The 19868-nt window shown below is 65.5% G+C and carries 14 protein-coding genes; 8 read left to right on the forward strand and 6 right to left on the reverse strand.

Annotation, left to right across the window (positions count from 1 at the left end; translation table 11 throughout):
- The first annotated feature begins 75 nt into the window (after positions 1-75).
- Complete coding sequence (locus KOL99_RS00100) at positions 76-273, forward strand: hypothetical protein (protein ID WP_216508320.1); 198 nt, start codon at positions 76-78, stop codon at positions 271-273.
- 19 nt (positions 274-292) lie between these two features.
- Here KOL99_RS00100 and KOL99_RS00105 read toward each other — a convergent pair whose 3' ends face one another.
- Together KOL99_RS00105 and tatB are read right to left on the reverse strand one after the other, a co-directional pair.
- The gene (locus KOL99_RS00105) at positions 293-712 is read right to left on the reverse strand and encodes a hypothetical protein (protein ID WP_216508321.1); all 420 of its coding nucleotides are present in this window, start codon (positions 710-712) and stop codon (positions 293-295) included.
- 109 nt (positions 713-821) lie between these two features.
- Positions 822-1154 carry a Sec-independent protein translocase protein TatB gene (gene tatB / locus KOL99_RS00110; protein ID WP_216508323.1) on the reverse strand — a complete coding sequence of 111 codons (333 nt, stop codon included), beginning with the start codon at positions 1152-1154 and terminating at the stop codon, positions 822-824.
- Positions 1155-1354: 200 nt separating this feature from the next.
- On the opposite strand from tatB, the gene nadA reads away from it, so the two are divergent.
- The 5 genes from nadA (at position 1355) to KOL99_RS00135 (ending at position 13811) form a co-directional block, all read left to right on the forward strand.
- Positions 1355-2269 (forward strand): quinolinate synthase NadA, encoded by a 915-nt coding sequence (nadA, locus tag KOL99_RS00115; protein ID WP_216508325.1) that lies wholly within the window; start codon positions 1355-1357, stop codon positions 2267-2269.
- Positions 2270-2442: 173 nt separating this feature from the next.
- Positions 2443-3030: a gamma carbonic anhydrase family protein gene (locus tag KOL99_RS00120; protein WP_216508327.1), complete on the forward strand. Its 588-nt coding sequence runs from the start codon at positions 2443-2445 to the stop codon at positions 3028-3030.
- 382 nt (positions 3031-3412) lie between these two features.
- A complete protein-coding gene (locus KOL99_RS00125) occupies positions 3413-11818 on the forward strand; it encodes a CARDB domain-containing protein (RefSeq protein WP_216508329.1) in 8406 nt (2801 codons plus the stop codon).
- A gap of 107 nt (positions 11819-11925) precedes the next feature.
- Positions 11926-12606, forward strand: coding sequence for an endonuclease III domain-containing protein (locus KOL99_RS00130; RefSeq protein WP_216508331.1), 681 nt, complete (start codon positions 11926-11928; stop codon positions 12604-12606).
- The gene (locus tag KOL99_RS00135) at positions 12603-13811 is read left to right on the forward strand and encodes a hypothetical protein (RefSeq protein ID WP_216508333.1); all 1209 of its coding nucleotides are present in this window, start codon (positions 12603-12605) and stop codon (positions 13809-13811) included. The genes KOL99_RS00130 and KOL99_RS00135 overlap by 4 nt, the downstream gene beginning before the upstream one ends.
- On the opposite strand, the gene KOL99_RS00140 is transcribed toward KOL99_RS00135, so the two are convergent.
- The 3 genes from KOL99_RS00140 to rsmB form a co-directional block, all read right to left on the reverse strand.
- Complete coding sequence (locus KOL99_RS00140) at positions 13808-14347, reverse strand: NUDIX hydrolase (protein ID WP_216508335.1); 540 nt, start codon at positions 14345-14347, stop codon at positions 13808-13810. The two genes, KOL99_RS00135 and KOL99_RS00140, sit on opposite strands and share 4 nt — an antisense overlap.
- A gap of 89 nt (positions 14348-14436) precedes the next feature.
- Positions 14437-15102 carry a ribulose-phosphate 3-epimerase gene (gene rpe, locus KOL99_RS00145; RefSeq protein ID WP_216508337.1) on the reverse strand — a complete coding sequence of 222 codons (666 nt, stop codon included), beginning with the start codon at positions 15100-15102 and terminating at the stop codon, positions 14437-14439.
- An 8-nt stretch (positions 15103-15110) separates the two neighbouring features.
- Positions 15111-16460: a 16S rRNA (cytosine(967)-C(5))-methyltransferase RsmB gene (rsmB, locus tag KOL99_RS00150; protein WP_216508339.1), complete on the reverse strand. Its 1350-nt coding sequence runs from the start codon at positions 16458-16460 to the stop codon at positions 15111-15113.
- Positions 16461-16611: 151 nt separating this feature from the next.
- Between rsmB and KOL99_RS00155 the strand changes: the two genes are divergently transcribed.
- Entirely contained in the window at positions 16612-17172 is a 561-nt protein-coding gene (locus KOL99_RS00155; protein WP_216508341.1) for a thioredoxin fold domain-containing protein, read from the forward strand.
- 116 nt (positions 17173-17288) lie between these two features.
- Positions 17289-18719 carry a cardiolipin synthase gene (cls, locus tag KOL99_RS00160; RefSeq protein ID WP_216508342.1) on the forward strand — a complete coding sequence of 477 codons (1431 nt, stop codon included), beginning with the start codon at positions 17289-17291 and terminating at the stop codon, positions 18717-18719.
- Here cls and KOL99_RS00165 read toward each other — a convergent pair.
- The gene (locus KOL99_RS00165; protein ID WP_216508343.1) at positions 18624-19784 is read right to left on the reverse strand and encodes a GGDEF domain-containing protein; all 1161 of its coding nucleotides are present in this window, start codon (positions 19782-19784) and stop codon (positions 18624-18626) included. The two genes, cls and KOL99_RS00165, sit on opposite strands and share 96 nt — an antisense overlap.
- Positions 19785-19868: the final 84 nt, after the last annotated feature.

The following is a 19868-nucleotide window of genomic DNA, read 5'->3' on the forward strand; positions in this document are numbered from 1 at the left end:
ACCGAAAGGCCCTCCTGCCAGAGCGGGAGGGCCTTCCCGTTTGCGGCCGCGGCCGCCACGGAAAAAGGAGATACCATGTTCCTCGCCAGAGACAAGAACAACGACCTGTACCTTTTCGACAAGCTCCCGGTGAAGGGGAACGAATGCTGGTGGGCTGAGACGGGGGTGGACGGCACCTACCTGAAGCTGGACAAGTCCCTCTACCCGGAGATCACCTGGGAGAGCGAGCCGGTCCCGGCCGAACTCGTGGTGCAGGGGCGCAGGGGCGAATAACCATCCGCCCGACCCTTGCCTACATCGGGCGAAAATCCGGCTTGATGTTTTCGGGGGTGTAGCTCTGTGCCACGGCCCACCCCTTCCCCGGCACCAGCCTCGGTTCCAGCCGGCAGGCGATGTAGCCGATCAGGTTGGCAGGCTCGGGGAGGTCCGAGGCGATGGTGACCACCCGGAAGCCGACGAACTCCCCCTCTTCCGGGTATCCCGGCGCGCCCTTCAAGGTGCAGCTCCAGAGCTGCAACGGCCGTTCGGGGGCGGCCAGGCTGACCAGGAAGGTGCGCTCGCCGTCGCGGTTCAAGCCTCCCGACTCCTCGACCAGCGCCGGGACCAACCCGCCGATGAGCGGGGTGTAGCCGATGGAGCAGGCGTGCGCGAAGGCGGCGGCGCTGTCGGGAAACTGCTGTTCCTCTTTCTTTTTCCTGAACCAGTTGAACATGGCGTCACCTGTGCCCGCCCCGCGACGGGTGCCGGATCATAGCGGCTGAGCATAAGAAAAAAGGCGGGGATGTCCCCGCCTTTTTCGCGTACTGATGTTTGGGCGGCCCCTAGGCCTTCTTCTCCGTTTCCACGGCGGCCGCGGCGGCCGGTGCCGGCTCGGCGGCAACGGTCCCCTCGACCTTCGCCTTGAGTTCCTCCGCCTCGCGCACCTTCTCCTCCTCGGCCTTCTTCTTGGCCTCGGCGAGCTTCGCCAGGTGCTCCTTCTCCTCTTCGGTCCTGCTGTCGGCCTCGATGGTCTGCTTGAAGTCGTCGGTGGCCTTCTTGAACTCGGCCAGCCCCTTCCCCAGCGACTTGGCCAGGTCCGGCAGCTTCTGGGGACCGATGACGATGAGTGCTATGACCAAAATGATGACCAGTTCAGGCATCCCGATTCCGAACATACTATTTACCTCGCTTGGTATGCGTCAAACGCGCGTTTGTCATACAAAAAGTCCAAAAAATAATAGAGGTTTTACCGACGGGTGTCAAGCTTGCAAAGGTAGGACCTTAATTGGTTTGACATGATCCCGAACATTGTCTAAGATCGGTCCTGTTTACCATATATTTCAAATGAGAAAGACAGATTTTGGTGGTGACAAACATGACGCAGGATTCTTTAAAAGCCGATATTAAGGCGCTGCTCAAGGAGCGCAAAGCCGTGCTCCTGGCGCACAACTACATGCGCGACGAAGTGCAGGAGATCGCTGACATAACCGGGGACTCGCTGGCCCTTTCCATGGAGGCGGCCAAGACCGACGCCGAGGTGATCGTCTTCTGCGGCGTCCATTTCATGGCCGAATCGGCCTCCATCCTGGCTCCGGAAAAGACGGTACTGCTCCCCCGCCTGGACGCCGGCTGCCCCATGGCCGACATGGTGTCCGCCGAGGAGCTGAAAAAACTCAAGGCGAAGCTCCCCGGCGTGCCGGTGGTGACCTACGTTAACTCCTCCGCCGCGGTCAAGGCCGAGAGCGACATCTGCTGCACCTCCGCCAACGCCCTGAAAGTGGTCCAGTCCATGAGCGAGCAGGAGATCATTTTCGCGCCGGACAAGAACCTGGGGAGCTACGTGGCGCGCTTCACCGACAAGAAGTTCCACCTCTGGGAGGGGTACTGTCCCACCCACGAGCGGCTTCGCCCCGAAGTGGTCAAGGAGTTGAAGCAACAGAATCCCGGTGCGCCCTTCGTCTGTCACCCTGAGTGCAATCCGGCGGTGGTGGCGCTCGCCGACCACGTCTGCTCGACCACGGGGATGTACGACTACTGCAAGAAAAGCGACGCCAAGCGCTTCATCATCGGCACCGAGGCGGGCATCCTCTGGAGGCTCAAGCGCGAGAACCCGGACAAGGAGTTCATCCTCGCCTCCCCGGCCCTCATCTGCCCCAACATGAAACTCACCTCCCTGGAGGACGTGCACGAGGCGCTGGTCAGCATGAGCCCCGTGGTCAAGGTCCCCGAGGAGGTCCGTGTCCCCGCCAAGCGCGCCCTGGACCGGATGCTGGCCATCCCGAGGGACTAAGGCGGACTCCCCTCGCCCTGCGGGAGAGTGGCTTGGGGTAAGGGCGGCGCCAGGCACCCAAAAGCAACAACATGAAAAGACTCCCTCACCCCACCCCTCCTCCGGGGGGAAAGGGAGAGTGGACGTCCCCCCGCTCACAGAGAAGGGAGCGGACGAACCACAGGAGAAGACACATGATCCGATCCTTCAAAGGGATGCATCCCAAGATCGACCCGTCCGCCTTCATCGCGGAGGGGGCGGTGGTCATCGGCGAGGTGACCATCGGCAAGGAAGCGAGCATCTGGTACAACTGCGTGGTGCGCGGTGACGTGAACTCGATCAGCATCGGGGACCGCACCAACATCCAGGACCTCTCCATGCTGCACGTGACCCACAAGAAACACGCCGAAGACCCCGGCGCCCCGCTGGTCATCGGCAACGACGTCACCGTTGGGCACAGCGTCACCCTGCACGGCTGCACCATCGAGGACGGCGCCTTCATCGGCATGCAGGCCATGATCATGGACAAGGCCGTGGTCGGCAAGGGGGCCCTGGTCGGCGCCCGCGCCCTGGTCACGGAGGGGACCGTGATCCCCCCCGGCACCCTCTGGGTCGGGGCTCCCGCCAAGTACAAGAGGGACCTCACCGAAAACGAGATCGCCTGGCTCGGACGCTCCGCCGGGAACTACGTCAGGTACTCCAGGGAATTCCTCGAAGACGCCGCCGAACAGGCGCGCAGCCTCAGCGACGCTCCGGAAAACCGCGGCGACCTGGCGAAGTAACCACAGCGACGCCTTTGGCAGCCGTAACGACACCCCCAGCGCCCCCGGCGACGTACATCAACGTCGCCCCTGGCGACCGCGCCACTTGACGGGGCCGGCTCATCGAGCCGGCCTTTTGTTTTGCCCTCGGCGGCGCGGGAGCACGGCGACGGGCTAAATGGCGGAGATCGCTACGCCATTTGACAAGTTTCAGGAAAAACCTCTCACGTCTCTCCCGCGTCGCTCATCCCCGCAGACCCGCCCATCGGACGTTTACGCAAAAGCTCGCCATTCCCGCGCCGCTCGCACAGTATTTGCATAATTTCATTGGGTATTTTTGCCCCCAAACGCCTAACCCTATACGGAAAAGTTCACAGTTCATTCCACTGCGAGGTCTGTACTCATGAAGATGAACCGATGCCTGCTGCTCCTGCTCTCCTTGCTCATGCTGCTGCTCCTCCCCTGCGGGGTCCAGGCGGCTCCCGGCTCCCCCGGCGAAAGCCACGCGGGAATCAACCCGGCCCCGAAACAGCGCGACGATGCCATCATCGTCAAGTTCAAGCAGGGCGTAACCGCACATGCCAAGGAGAAGCTGCACCAACGCCACGGCACCGCCGCCGGCAAGGACTTCCCCCGCCTGAACATGCAGCAGGTCAAGGTGAAAAAGGGGATGACCGTCGAGGAGACCCTGGCCGCGATCAAGGCGGATCCGGACGTCGAGTACGCCGAGCCCGACTACGCCGTCGAGGCGAGCGCCGTTCCCAACGACGAGTACTGGCGCAGCGGCCACCTATGGGGGCTCGACCGGATCAACGCCCCCGCCGCCTGGGACATCACGACCGGCTCCAGCGAGACCGTGGTCGCCGTCATAGACACCGGCATCGACTACAACCATCCCGACCTCGCCGACAACGTCTGGACCAACCCCGGCATCGACACCGGCTACGTCGGCGACGTGCACGGCATCGACACCTACAACCACGACTCCGACCCCTTCGACGACAATTACCACGGCACCCACATCGCCGGCACCATCGGCGCACTGGGCAACAACAACGTCGGGGTGGTTGGGCTCAACTGGAACGTGAAGCTCCTGGCTTGCAAGTGCCTGGGCACCACCACTCCCAGTTCCCCTCCCGTCCTCATGCCGTTGGCCACCACCGACACCGCCACCGGGTACATCTCCTCCGCGATCGAATGTCTCAACTACGTCAAGACCTTGAAGGACAAGGGCGTGAACGTCGTCGCCACCAACAACAGCTGGGGGACCCGGACCTACTCGCAGGCGCTCTACGATGCCATCGCCGCCCAGCCCGACATACTGTTCGTCGGCGCGGCGGGGAACTACGGCGCTGACAACGACAAGTCCCCCTTCTACCCCGCGAGCTACCCCCTCACCAACGTCATCGCGGTGGCGGCTTCCGGACAGAACCCGAACTCCCCGTTCGAGGAGACCCGTCCTTCCTGGACCAACTACAGCCGCAACACGATCCACATCGCCGCCCCCGGCGACAACATCCTGAGCACGGTCCCCTACTTCTCCAATTACAACATCGGCTACCAGAGCGGTTACGGAATGCAGAGCGGCACCTCGATGGCCGCCCCGCACGTCACCGGCCTGGCCGCCCTTTTGCGTTCGACCGGCAAGGACTGGAAACAGACCAGGAACCTGATCCTCTCCGGCGGCGATGCCGTCCCCGCCCTGGCCGATGTCAGCATCACCGGCAGAAGGCTCAACGCCTACAACTCGCTCGCCTGCACCGACCGGCCGCTGTTCGCGCCGCTGTACCAGTCGCGGACCTTGACCGCCGGGGTGCCGGTAACCCTGAGCGTCCTCAGCATCAACTGCGGTTCCGCGGTGGGCCCGGTCATCGCCACCCTGCCGGGAGGCGCCACCATCGAGTTGCTGGATAACGGCGTCGCCCCCGACCAGACCGCCGGCGACGGCATTTTCACCGCCACCTGGACCCCCAATACCGACAGCGGCACGGTGAATTTCAGCTACCCCGGCGGCAGCATGTCGGTTGGGTATCCCCAGGTCTCCCTGCTCGATGCGACCTCGGTCGATCTTCCGGCCAGCTACATAGGCCACATCGTCTCCGCGAAACTTCCGCTCAGGTTCGCGATGCGCCTGGGTGCCGTGGGCGGCCTCCCCCCCTACACCTGGTCCATCGCCTCCGGCACCCTCCCCGCCGGCCTCAGCATGAACCCCGCCACCGGCGAGATCTCCGGGATCCCGACGGAGACCGGCAACCCGCAAATCACCGTCCGCGTCACCGACAGCGCCGGCTACTACGACACCGCGACCTGGCAGATCATGCTGACCAAGGACGAGATGTCCGCGTGGCCCTTCGTCTACAGCAATCCCCCGGCCGGCGCCGACGGCAATTCATCGCCGGTATTCGCCGACGTCAACGGTGACGGCAAGCAGGAGCTGATCGTCAGCATGTGGAATTCGCTCCTGGTCCTCAAATCGGATAACACCGTCTACGCCCGCTACGACTTCCCCGCCGGCACCACGATCTCCACCCCGGCCGTGAGCGATCTCTTCCGGAACGGCTCCAACAAGATCATCGTCAGCGTGAACACCCCCGGCCAGCCCGGCGGGATCGTGGTTTTCACCGGGGGGCTGCAGACCGTGTCCAACTCCACGACGGGCATTTCCGGATCCTGCGGTGCCCCGGTCATCGCCGACCTCAACAGCGACGGCAACAAAACCATCACGGTGGAGTGCTCGCCGGACAGCCCCGCCGATCCCAATTTCGGTAAATCCATCCTGGCCACCGTGACTGCGCAAGGGACGATGCTCCCGGGCTGGCCGGTGCTGAACGGCCCCGCCGTGGGCTCCAGGGCCACCAGCGAGCAGATGCCGGTGGTGGGAGACCTCCTCGGCGACGGCAGGAAGGAAGTGGTGTCCATCACCAGCGACGGCGTGCTGCATGCCTACGCCAAGGAAGGAAACGAGGTCAAGCAGTGGCAGGCGGCGACCAACCTGGGCGACTGGAACAACGCCAAGACCAGGATCTGGACCCCGGTCCTCGCCGACGTGAACGGCGACAACGCCCTCGAGGTACTGGTCAAGCAGAACTACTTCGCCGACGCCACCACCCAGGCGCACCGCATCTCGGTCTTCGACAAAAACGGCACGCAGCTGCCGGGGTGGCCGCTGCAGTTCCCGGTCCCCGTCGCGGAAGGGGGCATCATCGCCGCCGACCTGACCAAGGACGCCATTCCGGAAATCATCACCAACATCAGCTCCACGCCGTCCAGCTACCAGTGGCGCGCCTTCAAGGGGGACGGCTCGGTGCATCCCGGCTGGACCCTGTTCAACGAGAGCCAGGCCGTCCAGAAGAAGGCCCTCCCCATCGTTGGAGGCTACGGCGGCAACACGCTCCCCGACATCTTCTTCGCCAGCAGCGATACCGACGCCTACCTCCAGGGGTACAACGCCTCCGGTGTCACCCTCGCCTCCTACCCGGAACGCGTCGCGCTCAACACCTACGCCGCCAGCTCTCCCGCCATGGGCGACTTTGACGGTGACGGCAAGCTCGAACTTGCGCTGAAGACCGCGGACGGCAACGTTCACGTCTGGAAGTCCGGACAGTACCTCTCCCCGTTCAGCCACCAATGGACCGTGTTCGCCCACGACCTCGAGCACACCGGCACGCTGCCGGTCCTCGATCCTTCGCAGCTCCCGGGCAGCGACCTCGTGGTGAGCGCGGTGAGCGGCAGCGTGGCGGCCGGAAAGCTCAGCTACTCGGTCACCGTCACCAACAGCGGAACCATCACCGCCGGCTCCTCCAGCACCGACATCTACCTCTCCACCGACAATGTCATCTCCAGCTCGGACGTCAGGATGATACGGCTGGCCACACCGTCGATCGCCGCCGGCGCCAGCGTCACCCTGGTCAGCAGCATCGCCCTCCCCACCTCGCTTGCCAACGGCAGCTACTTCGTCGGCGCCATCGCCGACGCCACGGGAATCGTCGTCGAGCGGGACGAGAGCAACAACGCGGCCACCGGCGACCAGTTCACGGTGCACAACGATCTCACCGTCAGCGACCTCTCCGGCACCCTCTCCGCCGGAGTACTCACCTACACGGTGACCTTGAACAATACCGGCAACGGCAACGCCAACGCCCCGGTCGCCCTTTACTTCTCGGACGACGCCAGCGCCGCGACCACCGACCGCCTCATCACGACCCTGAGCGCCACCGCCATCCCCGGCGGAACCAGCAAGACCTTGACCGGGATGGCCAGCATCCCGGGCACGATGCCCGCCGGCACCTTCTACCTGGCGGCCCTCGCCGACCCGGCCAACATCGTCGCCGAGGACAGCGAGACCAACAACGGAACCTCCGCCGAGCAGTTCACCGTCGGCAACGACCTGCAAATCACCGCCGTCTCCGGGAGCATCTCCGGCGGCAAGCTCGACTACTCGATCACCGTGCTCAATACCGGCAACATCGCCGCGGCCGCGAGCAGCACCGGCCTGTACCTGAGCCGCGACACGTTCGCGGCACCGGGCGACTACCAGGTCGGCAAGATCAGCACTCCGGTGCTCGCGCCGGGTGCGCAGGTCGTCCTCACCGGCAGCGTGACACTCTCCGCCTCGGCCCCGACCGGCTCCTTCAACCTCACCGCCAGGGCGGATGTGGCGGAGCAGCTCACTGAAACCGACGAGGGGAACAACAGCGCCCTGGGCAACCCGGTCGTTTTGAACAACGACCTCACCGTCACCGCGGTCTCCGCCACCCTCTCCGGCGGCGTGCTCACCTATTCCGTCACCGTTGAAAACAACGGCAACGGCAACCCCAACGTGCCGGCGAGCCTCTACTTCTCCACCGACCCGACCGTCACCACCGCCGATTACCTGGTAACCGCGCTCTACACGAGCGTGGTCCCCGGCGGTTCCAGCAAGACCTTCAACGGCAGCGTCACCGTGCCCGGCACCATCCCCAGCGGCACCTTCTACCTCGGCGCCTTGGCCGACCCGGCCAACATCGTCTCCGAGGACAACGAGAACAACAACGGTGCCACCGGCCCGCAGTTCGCCATCGGCAGCGACCTCAGGGTGACCGCCGTCTCCGGCGCCATCGCCGGCGGCATGCTCACCTACTCGGTCACCGTCAAAAACGACGGCAACATCACCTCGGGGGGGTCCAGCACCGGCATCTACCTCTCCACCGACGCCACCGCCACGACGGCGGACTTCCTGGTGACCAAGGTCGCCACCGCCCAGATCCCGGCCGGCGCCGACCTCACCCTCACCGGCAGCGTCCCCCTGGCCGCGCCGACCCCGATCGGCACCTTCTACCTGGCCGCCGTGGCCGACATGGCCGGCATAGTGGCCGAGGCCAACGAGGACAACAACGGGGCCGTCGGCAACCAGGTCCAGGTGAAGAACGACCTCACCGTGAGCTCCGTCTCGGGGAACCTCTCGGCCGGGGTGCTCAACTACTCCGTCACCGTGTCCAACAGCGGCAACGGCAACCCCAACGTCCCGGTCGCCCTCTACTTCTCCGCTGACAACAGCGTGACCACCTCCGATTACCTCATCACGCAGATCCCCGGCTCCCCGCTGCCGGGTGGCTCCAGCAAGACCATCAGCGGCACCGTGACCATCCCGTCCACGGTCCCCGCCGGCACCTTCTACCTCGCCGCGCTGGCCGATCCCAACGGCATCGTCGCCGAGGATGCCAAGAGCAACAACGGCTCCACCGGCACCCAGTTCACCATCGGCAGCGACCTCAGGGTCACCGCCGTCTCCGGCAGCGTCTCCGGCGGCATGCTCACCTACTCGGTCACCGTCAGAAACGACGGCAACACCACCTCCGGCGTATCCAACACCGGCATCTACCTCTCAACCGACGCCATCGCCTCGACGAGCGACTACCTGGTGCTCAAGGCGAGCACCCCGCCGCTGCAGCCCGGCACCGAGGTGGTGCTGACCGGCAGCTTCTCGCTCCTGGCCGCCGCCCCCTCCGGGAGCTACCAACTGGCAGCCATCACCGACGTGGCGGGTGTGGTGACCGAAAGCGACGAGACCAACAACGGCGCCATCGGCAACGCGGTCACCGTCAACAACGACCTCACCGTGAGCGCCGTCTCCGGCACCATCGTCAACGGCGTCCTCACCTACTCCGTCACCGTCAACAACAGCGGCAACGCCAACCCGACGGTGCCGGTCAACCTCTACTTCTCCGCCGACACCAGCGTGACCACCACCGATTACCTGGTCACCCAGATTCCCGGCTTCCCGCTGCCGGGCGGCACCAGCAAGACCATCACCGGCACCGTGACCATCCCGTCCACGGTCCCCGCCGGCACCTTCTACCTCGGCGCCCTGGCGGATCCCAACAACATCGTCACCGAGGACGACAACGGCAACAACGGCGCGGTCGGGGCGCAGGTCACCATCGGCAGCGACCTCAAGGTGACCGCCGTCAGCGGCAGCATCGCCGGCGGCATGCTCACCTACTCGGTCACCGTCAGAAACGACGGCAGCATCACCTCCGGGGTCTCCAACACCGGCATCTACCTCTCAACCGACGCCATCGCCTCGACGAGCGACTACCTGGTGCTGAAGGCGAGCACCCAGCCGCTGGCACCGGGCACCGAGGTGGTGCTCACGGGGAGCTACCAGCTCGTGGCCACCACCCCCTCCGGGAACTACCAGCTGGCGTCCATCGCCGACGTGGCGGGCGTCATCACCGAAAGCGACGAGACCAACAACGGCGCCGTCGGCAACGCGGTCACCGTCAACAACGACCTCACCGTGAGCGCCGTCTCCGGCACCATCGTTAACGGCGTCCTCACCTACTCCGTCACCGTCAACAACAGCGGCAACGCCAACCCGACGGTCCCGGTCAACCTCTACTTCTCCGCCGACACCAGCGTGACCACCACCGATTACCTGGTCACCCAGATCCCCGGCTTCCCGCTGCCGGGCGGCACCAGCAAGACCATCACCGGCACCGTGACCATCCCCTCCACGGTCCCCGCCGGCACCTTCTCCCTGGGGGCACTGGCGGATCCCAACAACATCGTCACCGAGGACGACAACGCCAACAACGGCGCCGTCGGGGCGCAGGTCACCATCGGCAGCGACCTCAGGGTGACCGCCGTCACCGGCAGCATCGCCGGCGGCATGCTCACCTACTCGGTCACCGTCAGAAACGACGGCAGCATCACCTCCGGGGTCTCCAACACCGGCATCTACCTCTCCACGGACGCCGTCGCCGCGACGACCGATTACCTGGTGCTGAAGGTCAGCACACAGCCGCTGCAGGCAGGCGGCGAGGTGGTCCTGACCGGCAGCTACCTGCTCCTCGCCACCACCCCCTCCGGGAGCTACCAGCTGGCCGCCATCGCCGACGTGGCGGGGGTGGTCACCGAAAGCGACGAGACCAACAACGGCGCCGTCGGCAACGCCGTCACGGTCAACAACGACCTCACCGTGAGCGCCGTCTCCGGCACCATCGTTAACGGCGTCCTCACCTACTCCGTCACCGTCAACAACAGCGGCAACGCCAACCCCACGGTCCCGGTCACCCTCTACTTCTCCGCCGACACCAGCGTGACCACCTCGGATTACCTGGTCACCCAGATCCCCGGCTTCCCGCTGCCGGGCGGCACCAGCAAGACCATCACCGGCACCGTGACCATCCCGTCCACGGTCCCCGCCGGCACCTTCTACCTCGGCGCACTGGCGGATCCCAACAACATCGTCACCGAGGACGACAACGCCAACAACGGCGCGGTCGGGGCGCAGTTCGCCATGGGGAGCGACCTCCAGGTCAGCGCCGTCACCGGCAGCATCTCCGGCGGCGTGCTCACCTACTCGTTGACCGTGAAGAACGCTGGCAGCACCGCGGCGGCCTACTCCAACACCGGCCTGTACCTCTCCACCGACACCACCGCCTCCAGCGCGGACTACCTGGTGGTCAAGGTCGCCACCCCGCCGCTGGCGGCCGGCGCCGCGACGGTCCTCACCGGCAGCGTCGTCCTCACCTCGTCCACCCCGGTCGGGAGCTTCTACCTGGCCGCTCTCGCCGACGTGATGGGCGTGGTCACCGAGAGCGACGAGAGCAACAACGGCACCATCGGCAGCCCGGTGCAGGTGAGAAACGATCTCACCGTCACCGCCGTCTCTGGAACCCTCGCCAACGGCGTACTCAGCTACTCGGTCACCGTCAACAACAGCGGCAACGGCAACCCCAACGTGCCGGTCACCCTCTACTTCTCGGCCGACGCCACCGCGTCCACCTCCGACTACGTCATCACCATCGCCACACCGTCCAGCGTCGCCGGCGGCACCAGCAAGACCTTCACCGGCACGGTGAACGTCCCCTCCTCCATCCCCGCCGGGACCTACTACCTGGCCGCCCTGGCCGACCCCGCCAACGTGGTCGCCGAGGACAACGACGCCAACAACGGCGCCGTGGGGGCACCGTTCGGCGTCGGCAGCGACCTCCAGGTCACCGCGGTCACCGGGAGCGTCTCGGCCGGAAAACTCACCTACTCGGTGACGGTCAAGAACATCGGCAGCACCTACTCCGGCCTTTCCTACACCGGCGTCTACCTGAGCCGGCTCACCTTCACCGGAACCGGCGAGTACCTGGTCACCAAGGTCAGCACCGCCCAGCTCGCGCCGGGAGCCCAGACCGTCCTGACCGGCACCGTCACCATCCCGACCACCGTCCCGACCGGGACCTACATGGTCTCCGGCATCGCCGACACCAACGCCCAGTTGGCGGAGAGCGACGAGGGGAACAACGCGTTGTTCGGCAACCAGGTGGTGCGCTAACCAGGAAGCTCTGGACAGGGAGGGCGCAATGCTGCTACCGTAGCTAGTCGGCCGCCGGCGAGGGAATTCCCCCCGCCGGCGGCACTCCCCGGCCCGGAGAAGAGAAGTTGGCAGCAAAGGAACGGCGAACCCGCCTGCTGGAAATATACGACGCGCTGTACCAACGCTACGGCGCCCTCAACTGGTGGCCCGCGGACACCCCCTTCGAGGTCTGCGTCGGGGCCATCCTCACCCAGAACACCAACTGGCTCAACGTAGAAAAAGCGATAGCGAACCTGAAACGGGAGGGGCTCCTCTCGGCGGAGGCGATCCGGGAGGTACACCTGGAGCGGCTCGCCGAGTCGATACGCCCCTCCGGTTTTTTCAACGTGAAGAGTGTGCGGCTGAAGGGGTTCGTGCGCTGGCTTTTCGAGCGGCACGGGAGCCTGGAGGCGATGTTCGCCGGAGCGTGGCAGCCGCTGCGCGACGAGCTGATCGCGGTCCCCGGCATCGGCCCGGAGACCTGCGACTCCATCCTCCTCTACGCCGGCGGCAAGCCCTCCTTCGTGGTCGACGCCTACACCCGGCGCCTGTTTTCCCGGCTGGGCCTGGTCAGCGAGAAAGACGACTACCACCGGGTACGCTCCCTGTTCATGGAACACCTGCCGCACGAGGTCCCGCTCTTCAACGAGTACCACGCCCTGATCGTCGAGCAGTGCAAGCGCCACTGCCGCAAGAAACCTTCCTGCGACGGCTGCCCGCTCGGGCCCGCCTGCTGCCACGCCACCCATACTCCCGGGAAACCATGAGAAACCTCGCCAACGTCTTCCTGATCCTGTTCTTCGCCGACGGCTTCCTTTCCGTGCTGGACGAGCTCTCCTCGCTGGTCGCCCCGGTGGCGCCGCTCGCCATGTTCAGGTTCCAGGTCGCCAACTCGGTCCTGCTCCTCGCCATCCCCCTCTACCTCTGCCTGGGGATCGACCGGCGGCTCCCCAAGAAGCTCTTCATCCCGCTGATCGCGTTCCTGTTCGTTTCTCCCCTGGCGGCCTGGGCGTTCCCGGTGCTGAGCGACTCCAGGCTCTACGCCGTCGCCATGTCGCTCGTACAACTATGCGTCCCGCCGCTTATGATCGCGCGCTACCGCGATGCCAAGGACCCGGGGCTGACGCTGCCGGACTGGCGCTTCGAAGGCCCCTACTTCGGTGTCAGAAACACGCTGGTCTTCGCCGGTGTCAACCTGGTGTTCCTTCCCGTGCTGCTGGCGACGCTGACCCTGTTCCTGGCCGACGGCTGGGCGCAGGGCAACACGGCCGGCTTCATCAGGGTGACGCCGCGCGGGCTCTACCTGGCCGAGCGGGTGTACCGCCGCGGCGACCAGACTCTGCGGCTCACCGGCATGGTGCATGTTGGGGAGAAGGGGTATTACGAGGACGTGGCACGGGTACCGGCCCAGGGGCGGACTGTGGTGCTGGCGGAAGGGGTGACCGACAAGAAGGGGGCGCTGCAGCACCACTTCGATTACCGCGGCGTTGCGAGCTTCCTCGGGCTCGCCTCGCAGCAGAAGCTGTTGTTTCCGGGGAGGGTGATCGACGAGAAGGGGCTGCGGACGCCGGCCAAACCGGCCGACAACCAGCCCGACATCCTGGTGGCGGACACCGACCTGAGCGCCTTTCGACCCGAGACGCTGCGCTTTCTGGACCAGGTCGGGAAGGAACTGGGGAGGACTCCCTCCTTCGCCGAGGCGGCCCTCAACCTGAACCGCTGGGCGGAGCGAAACGTCACCCCGGAAATGCAGGAGGTGATCATGGACGACATCCTGACCCGCCGCAACGAGGTGCTGCTCGGCTACCTCGACGAGGGGCTCAAGAAGTACGACACCATCCTGATTCCGTGGGGTGCACTGCACATGAAAGGGATCGAGGCGGGGGTGCTGAAACGGGGCTTCGTGCTGCAAAAGGAGCAGAGGCGTCTGGCCATCGACCTGAAAAGAATGCTACTCGAGCAGGCGCGCTAAAACTGCTCCGACTCCTCGCCCGCCTGCTCCACCCCCCAGAACACGTCCAGGAAGTTCTTCAGGATGCGGGCGGTCAGCCCCCAGATCTCGTCGTCGCCGTAGAGGTAGAAGTACATCGGATAGTTCTTGAACCCCTTGTGGTCCCAGTACTCGACCCGGTAGACGCCGGGCCTGGAGAAGTGCGCCAGCGGCACCTCGATGAGCCGTTCGATCTCCGCGTCGTTGACGGTGAGGACGTAGTTTTCGGGAAAGATGCCGACCACGGGGGTGACCAGGTAGTTGTGGATGGAGTGGCAGTCGTCCAGCTCGCCGAGGATCTCGACGTCGGCGGGATCGATGCCGACCTCCTCCCAGGCCTCGCGGGTCGCGGTGTCGGCGCTGTCGCGGTCGCTTTCTTCGCAGCGCCCGCCGGGGAAGGAGATCTCGCCGCTGTGGTGGGTGAGGTGGGTGGTCCGCTTGGTGAAGAGGATGTGGTATTCGCCGTTTTTCAGGAACAGGGGAAGCAGGACGGCGGCGGGGATCGGCCCCGCCTCCATGGGAACGCGGCGACGGGCGGCAAGAGAGGCCTTCAGCCGCTCCCTGATCGCGGCCGGAGCCCCCGGCCGTTCCTGTCCGTCTTTCGCTATCAGAGCACCGGCTCCTTGGCCCGCCGCTTCAGCTCGGCGATGGTGGCCGCGTAGTCGGGCGAGTTGAAGACGGCGCTGCCGGCCACGAAGACGTCGGCGCCGGCGTGGGCGATGCGGGCGATGTTGTCGGTTTTCACCCCGCCGTCCACCTCGAGCTCCGCCTCCACCCCCCTGCGGTCCATGGTGGCGCGCAGCGCCTGGATCTTGGGGATGCAGGCCTCGATGAAGGACTGGCCGCCGAAGCCCGGGTTTACCGTCATCAGGAGGATCAGGTCCAGCTCCTCCATGACGTAGTCGAGCACGTTGAGCGGGGTGGCCGGGTTCAGCGAGACGCCCGCCTTCTTGCCGAAGGACTTGATCAGCTGGACGGTGCGATGCAGGTGGTTGGTCGCCTCGGCGTGCACCACGATGATGTCGCTCCCCGCCTTGGCGAAGTCCGGGATGTAGCGGTCCGGGTCCACGATCATCAGGTGCACGTCGAGCGGCAGCGTGGTCACGCGGCGCGCGGCCTCGACGATGAGCGGGCCGATGGTGATGTTGGGGACGAACTGGCCGTCCATCACGTCGATGTGGACGTAGTCGGCGCCCGCGGTCTCGATGGCCTTGATCTCCTCGCCCAGACGTGCGAAGTCGGCGGACAGTATGGAAGGTGCGATCTTTTTCATGGCTTCTCCTACTTGATTTTCTTGAGGCGGGCGGCGAAGAAGCCGTCCATGCCGTCGCGGTGCGGCCAGCTCCTGAAGAAGCCGCGCTCGGTGAAGAGCGGCGCGAACTCGGGGAAGAGCGTGCGCAGGTCCTCGGCGACGAATTCGGGGTGCTCGCGCAGGAAGGTGTCGATGACGTACTCGTTCTCCTGCACGCTGGTGGAGCAGGTGGCGTAGAGGAGTATCCCCTCCTTCTCCAGGTACTTGCAGAGGTTCTCCAGGATGGTGCCCTGGGTGCGCGCCTGCGGCAGGAGGTCATCCGGCGACTTGCTCCACTTCCCCTCCGGGTTGCGCCGGATCACGCCGAGCCCCGAGCAGGGGGCATCGACCAGGATGCGCTGGAAGGTGACCTCCTTGATGGCCGGGGAGGGCGCCATGGCGTCCATGGTGAAGGTGCGCACCGAGGTGATGCCGAGGCGGTCGCAGGTCTCCTTGATCAGCCGGAGCTTTTTGTGGTTGACGTCGCAGGCGTAGATCTCGCCGGTGTTGCCCATGAGCTGCGCGATCTGGGTGGTCTTTCCCCCGGGGGCCGCGCAGGCGTCGAGCACCCGGTCCCCCTTCTCCGGCGCGAGGAACAGGGGCGCCAGTTGCGACGACTCGTCCTGCACGGTGAAGAGGCCGTCGCGGAACGAGGGGAGCCGCGAGATGAGCCCGGACTGGTTCAGCCTGACGCCGTCGGGGGACCAGCGGGTCTCGCTGCAGTTGACCCCCTCCTCGGCCAGGCGGGCCATGAGCGACTCCCGGGAGGCGCGCAGGGTGTTGACCCGGATGGTGAAGGGAGGCGGCTCCGACATGGCGGCGGCCAGTTCCTCGGCCCCGTCCACCCCCAGCTGGTCGCACCACTGCCTGGTGAGCCAGGCGGGGTGGGAGTAGCGCACCGCCAGGTAGGCGGCCGGGTTCTCGGCGCGGTCGGGATAGCTGATGTTGTCGCGGTTGCGGTCGGCGTTCCTCAGGATGGCGTTGATGAAGCCCGACGCCCGCGGCGCGAGCTCCTTGGCGAGCTTCACCGTCTCGTTCACCGCCGCCGAGACCGGGACGCGGTCCAGGAAGAAGCACTGGTACAGCCCGAGGCGTAACAAGAGCAGCACGTAGAGCTCGAGCTTGTCGGTTCTCTGCTTGGAGAACTGCCCGATGATGTGGTCCAGGGTCCCCTGCCGACGCAAGACGCCGTACACCAGTTCGGTGAGAAGGCCGCGGTCGGCCCCCTTGATCATGTCCTTGGACAGTTCATGGTCTATCAGGATGTCTGCGAAGGACTTCTCTTTTTCGATGCGAAGCAGGATCTCAAAGGCGGCGCGGCGCGGGTTTTTGCTGGACAAAATACTTCCTTTCAGGCGTGAGTGTCTGGGCTGGGCCGGATTCATTATATGCATTTCGCCCAAAACTGCAAGCGGTTAGGGGACTTGACACAGGAAATCCAAGGGCTACCCTTTAGCGTGGGTTTAATGATAACCGGGAGGAGGGTTTACCATGCTACCTTGGGAAACGGACATGGGGAAAGCGCTGGCTCGGGCGAAGGCTGAACAGAAGACCGTTCTGCTTGAATTCTTCAGCCCGCAATGTATCGGCTGCAAGCAGATGGAAGAGGTCACCTTCGCCGACGAGGACGTGGTGAACTTCATCGCGGACCGCGTCATCCCGGTCAGGATCCCGGTTTCCGCCACCACCCAGACCGGCGACTTCCGCATCTCCTGGACCCCGACCCTGATCACCCTCGACCTGTACGGGCGCGAGCACCAGCGCACGGTTGGCTTCCTCCCTCCCGAGGAGATGATCGGCTCGGTGCTCTTGGGGATGGGGAAGGCGAGCCTTGATAACGGCCAGTTCAACGAGGCGGTGATCCAGTTCACCACCCTCTTGAACGGCTGCCCCGACTGCGCCGCGGCGCCCGAGGCGGTGTACCTGCGCGGCGTGGCCCGGTTCAGTTCGAGCCACGATCCCGCCGCGCTCAAGGAAATCCACCAGCAGCTCTCCAAAGAGTATCCCGAGAGCGACTGGACCAAGCGGGCCCAGCCGTTCACGCTGCTTTGAGCTCCGCTTCACGCCGCAGTTGCCAATTTCACCGGAGGGCGGCAGCCATGCCGCCCTTTTTTTAACTGCTATGACGGCCCCGCGCCAGATGCTTCACTGACAACAGGCTCATCCTTATGGCACACGTGCTGGACCACATCTTCACCACGCTCCTCCTGGTCTCCCTGATCTCGCTCGCCATCCTTTCGGCCGGGCACGCGCTGATCAACAAGCGCGACCCCCGCTCGGCGCTCGGGTGGATCATCACCTGCCTCGCCATCCCGTTCTTCGGCCCCATCTTCTACTGGGGCATGGGGGTGAACCGGATCTACAGCCGCGCCAAGCGCTGGCACCGCGAAGCGGGCCCCGCGCCCATCCTCCCGCAGGCCCCGGCCGACCTCCCCCCCACCAAGCTCCCCGGCGAGCTCTCCTACCTGAGGGAGTTGCGCAACCTCTCCGAGCGCGTGGTGAGCACGCGGCTTTTGCCGGGGAACCACCTGGTCCCGCTGGAAAACGGCGAGGAAGCCTACCCCGCCATGCTCGCCGCCATCGACGCGGCGCAATCCTCGGTGCACCTCTCCACCTACATCTTCGACGGGGACGAGACCGGGAAGCGCTTCATCAGGTCCTTGACGCGGGCGGCCAACCGGGGCGTGGAAGTGCGGGTCATCGTGGACAGCCTGGGGGAGAAATACTCGGTTCCCACGGCGGGGGAACTCCTGAAGGGTTCCAAGGTGGAGTTCAGGAGGTTCCTCCCCCTGAGGCCCGGGGGATACCTGAACCTGCGCAACCACCGCAAGATCATCGTGGTGGACGGGGCGATCGGCTTCACCGGCGGGATGAACATCGGCAGCAGGCACATGGTGACGGGCCCGTCCCCGGTGGTCAAGGACCTGCACTTCCAGGTGACCGGACCGGTGGTCGCCGACCTGCAGCGCACCTTCCTCGAGGATTGGCATTTCGCCAAGGGAAAACAGCTGACCGACCCGCGCTACTTCCCCGACCTCCAGGAGACCGGGACGGCCCTGGTGCGGGCGGTAAGCGACGGGCCGGACAAGGAGTTCAGGAAGCTCAACTGGATCATCCTGGGGGCGCTCTCCTGCGCCAGGCGCACGGTCACCATCGTGACCCCCTACTTCATCCCGGACCGGGCGCTGATCTCGGCCCTGATCACGGCGGCCCTGCGCGGCGTCGAGATCACCCTGGTGCTCCCCGAGTTCAACAACCTCCCCTACCTGCAGTGGGCCAGCAACTCCTACCTGTGGGAGCTCTTGCAGCAGGGGGTGCGCATCTACGCCCAGCCAGCCCCCTTCGTGCATACCAAGTTCATGGTGGTGGACCGGAGCTGGAGCCTGATCGGCAGCGCCAACCTCGACCCGAGAAGCCTGAGGCTCAACTTCGAGTTCAACCTCGAGGTCTACGACCTCAACTTCGCCGCGCAGCTCGAGGACCGCTGCCTGGCCACCCTGCTCCTATCCCGGGAGATCACCCTTGCCGAGATGGACGCCCGCCCGCTTCCCGTCAAGCTGCGGGACGCGGCCGCGAAGCTGTTCTCCCCGTACCTGTAGCTTCTCCCGCTCCTCCCCCGGTCCCCGCTCCGATTCCGCCAACGAAACCCGGTTCTTCCCCAGCCGCTTGCTGCGGTACATGGCCAGGTCCGCCTGCTTCACCACGCTCTTCAAGTCGTCCCCGTCCCACGGGAACGAGGCGATGCCCGCCGAGAGGGTGCATTCCATGAGGTTGCCGTCATAGCTGAACGGGCAGCTGCTCATGGCGCGCACGATCCTCTCCACCGCCGGGCGGATCTGCTCCTTGTCGTGGTCGGGGTACATGATGATGAACTCGTCCCCGCCAAAGCGCGCCGCGATGTCGCTCTCCCGGATGTTCGACCTGATCACCCGGGCCGTCCACTTGATCAGTTCCGTCCCCGCCAGGTGGCCGTAGCGGTCGTTGATCTGCTTTAGGTTGTCGGCGTCCAGCATGCAGATCGCGTAGGGTGACTGGTAGCGGCGGGAAACCTTCTCCTGCTGCAGGGCGAGGGCCTCGAAGCTGCGCATGTTGTTCAGCTCGGTGAGGTCGTCGGTAAGCGAGAGGCGCTCCACCTCGGAGCGGGCCGCCTCGGTCTCGCCGGCGAGGATGGCGCCCACGTGCGCGATCAGGATGAACGGGAAGACGCGGATCAGGTAGCCGGGCAGCTGGCTCCACAGCGGAGGGGAGTCGCCGGCGGCCAAAAGCGAGTAGGAGGCGACGGCGAGCCCCGCCATCAGGTAGGTGATGCGCCTCCCCAGCGTGAGCGAGGTGGCCATCAGGACCAGGTAGATGGCCGAGATGAAAGGGCTGTCGGTCCTGCCGGTGAACCAGCAGACGGCAAGGAGGTAGAGGAGGAGGAGCACCAGTTCCAGCGAGGCCTTGAGCTGGCCGTTGCGGAGAAGGCGCCGCGTGAGGAGCAGGGATACCACCAGGGCGAGGGACGCGAGCGCCGCGCGCACGGCACAGGAAGGCGGCAGGGGGACCAGGTAGATGTCGAGCAGCACCAGCCCGACCAGGAGCGACGCGATCACCCCCAGCACCCGGTTGTGGCCGGCGTACCTCTCGCCAGCCTGCGCAGTTACCCATCCCTTTGCCTCTATCATCCCAGCCGCCTCGTCAGTTCCGGCGCAATGCCCGCCAATTGAGCTTATCGGCGGCCCTGCTGGAAAGTTAACCGGGCGGGAAAA

The sequence above is a fragment of the Geomonas azotofigens genome (genome assembly GCF_018919395.1).
Taxonomy (GTDB): Bacteria; Desulfobacterota; Desulfuromonadia; order Geobacterales; family Geobacteraceae; genus Geomonas; species Geomonas azotofigens.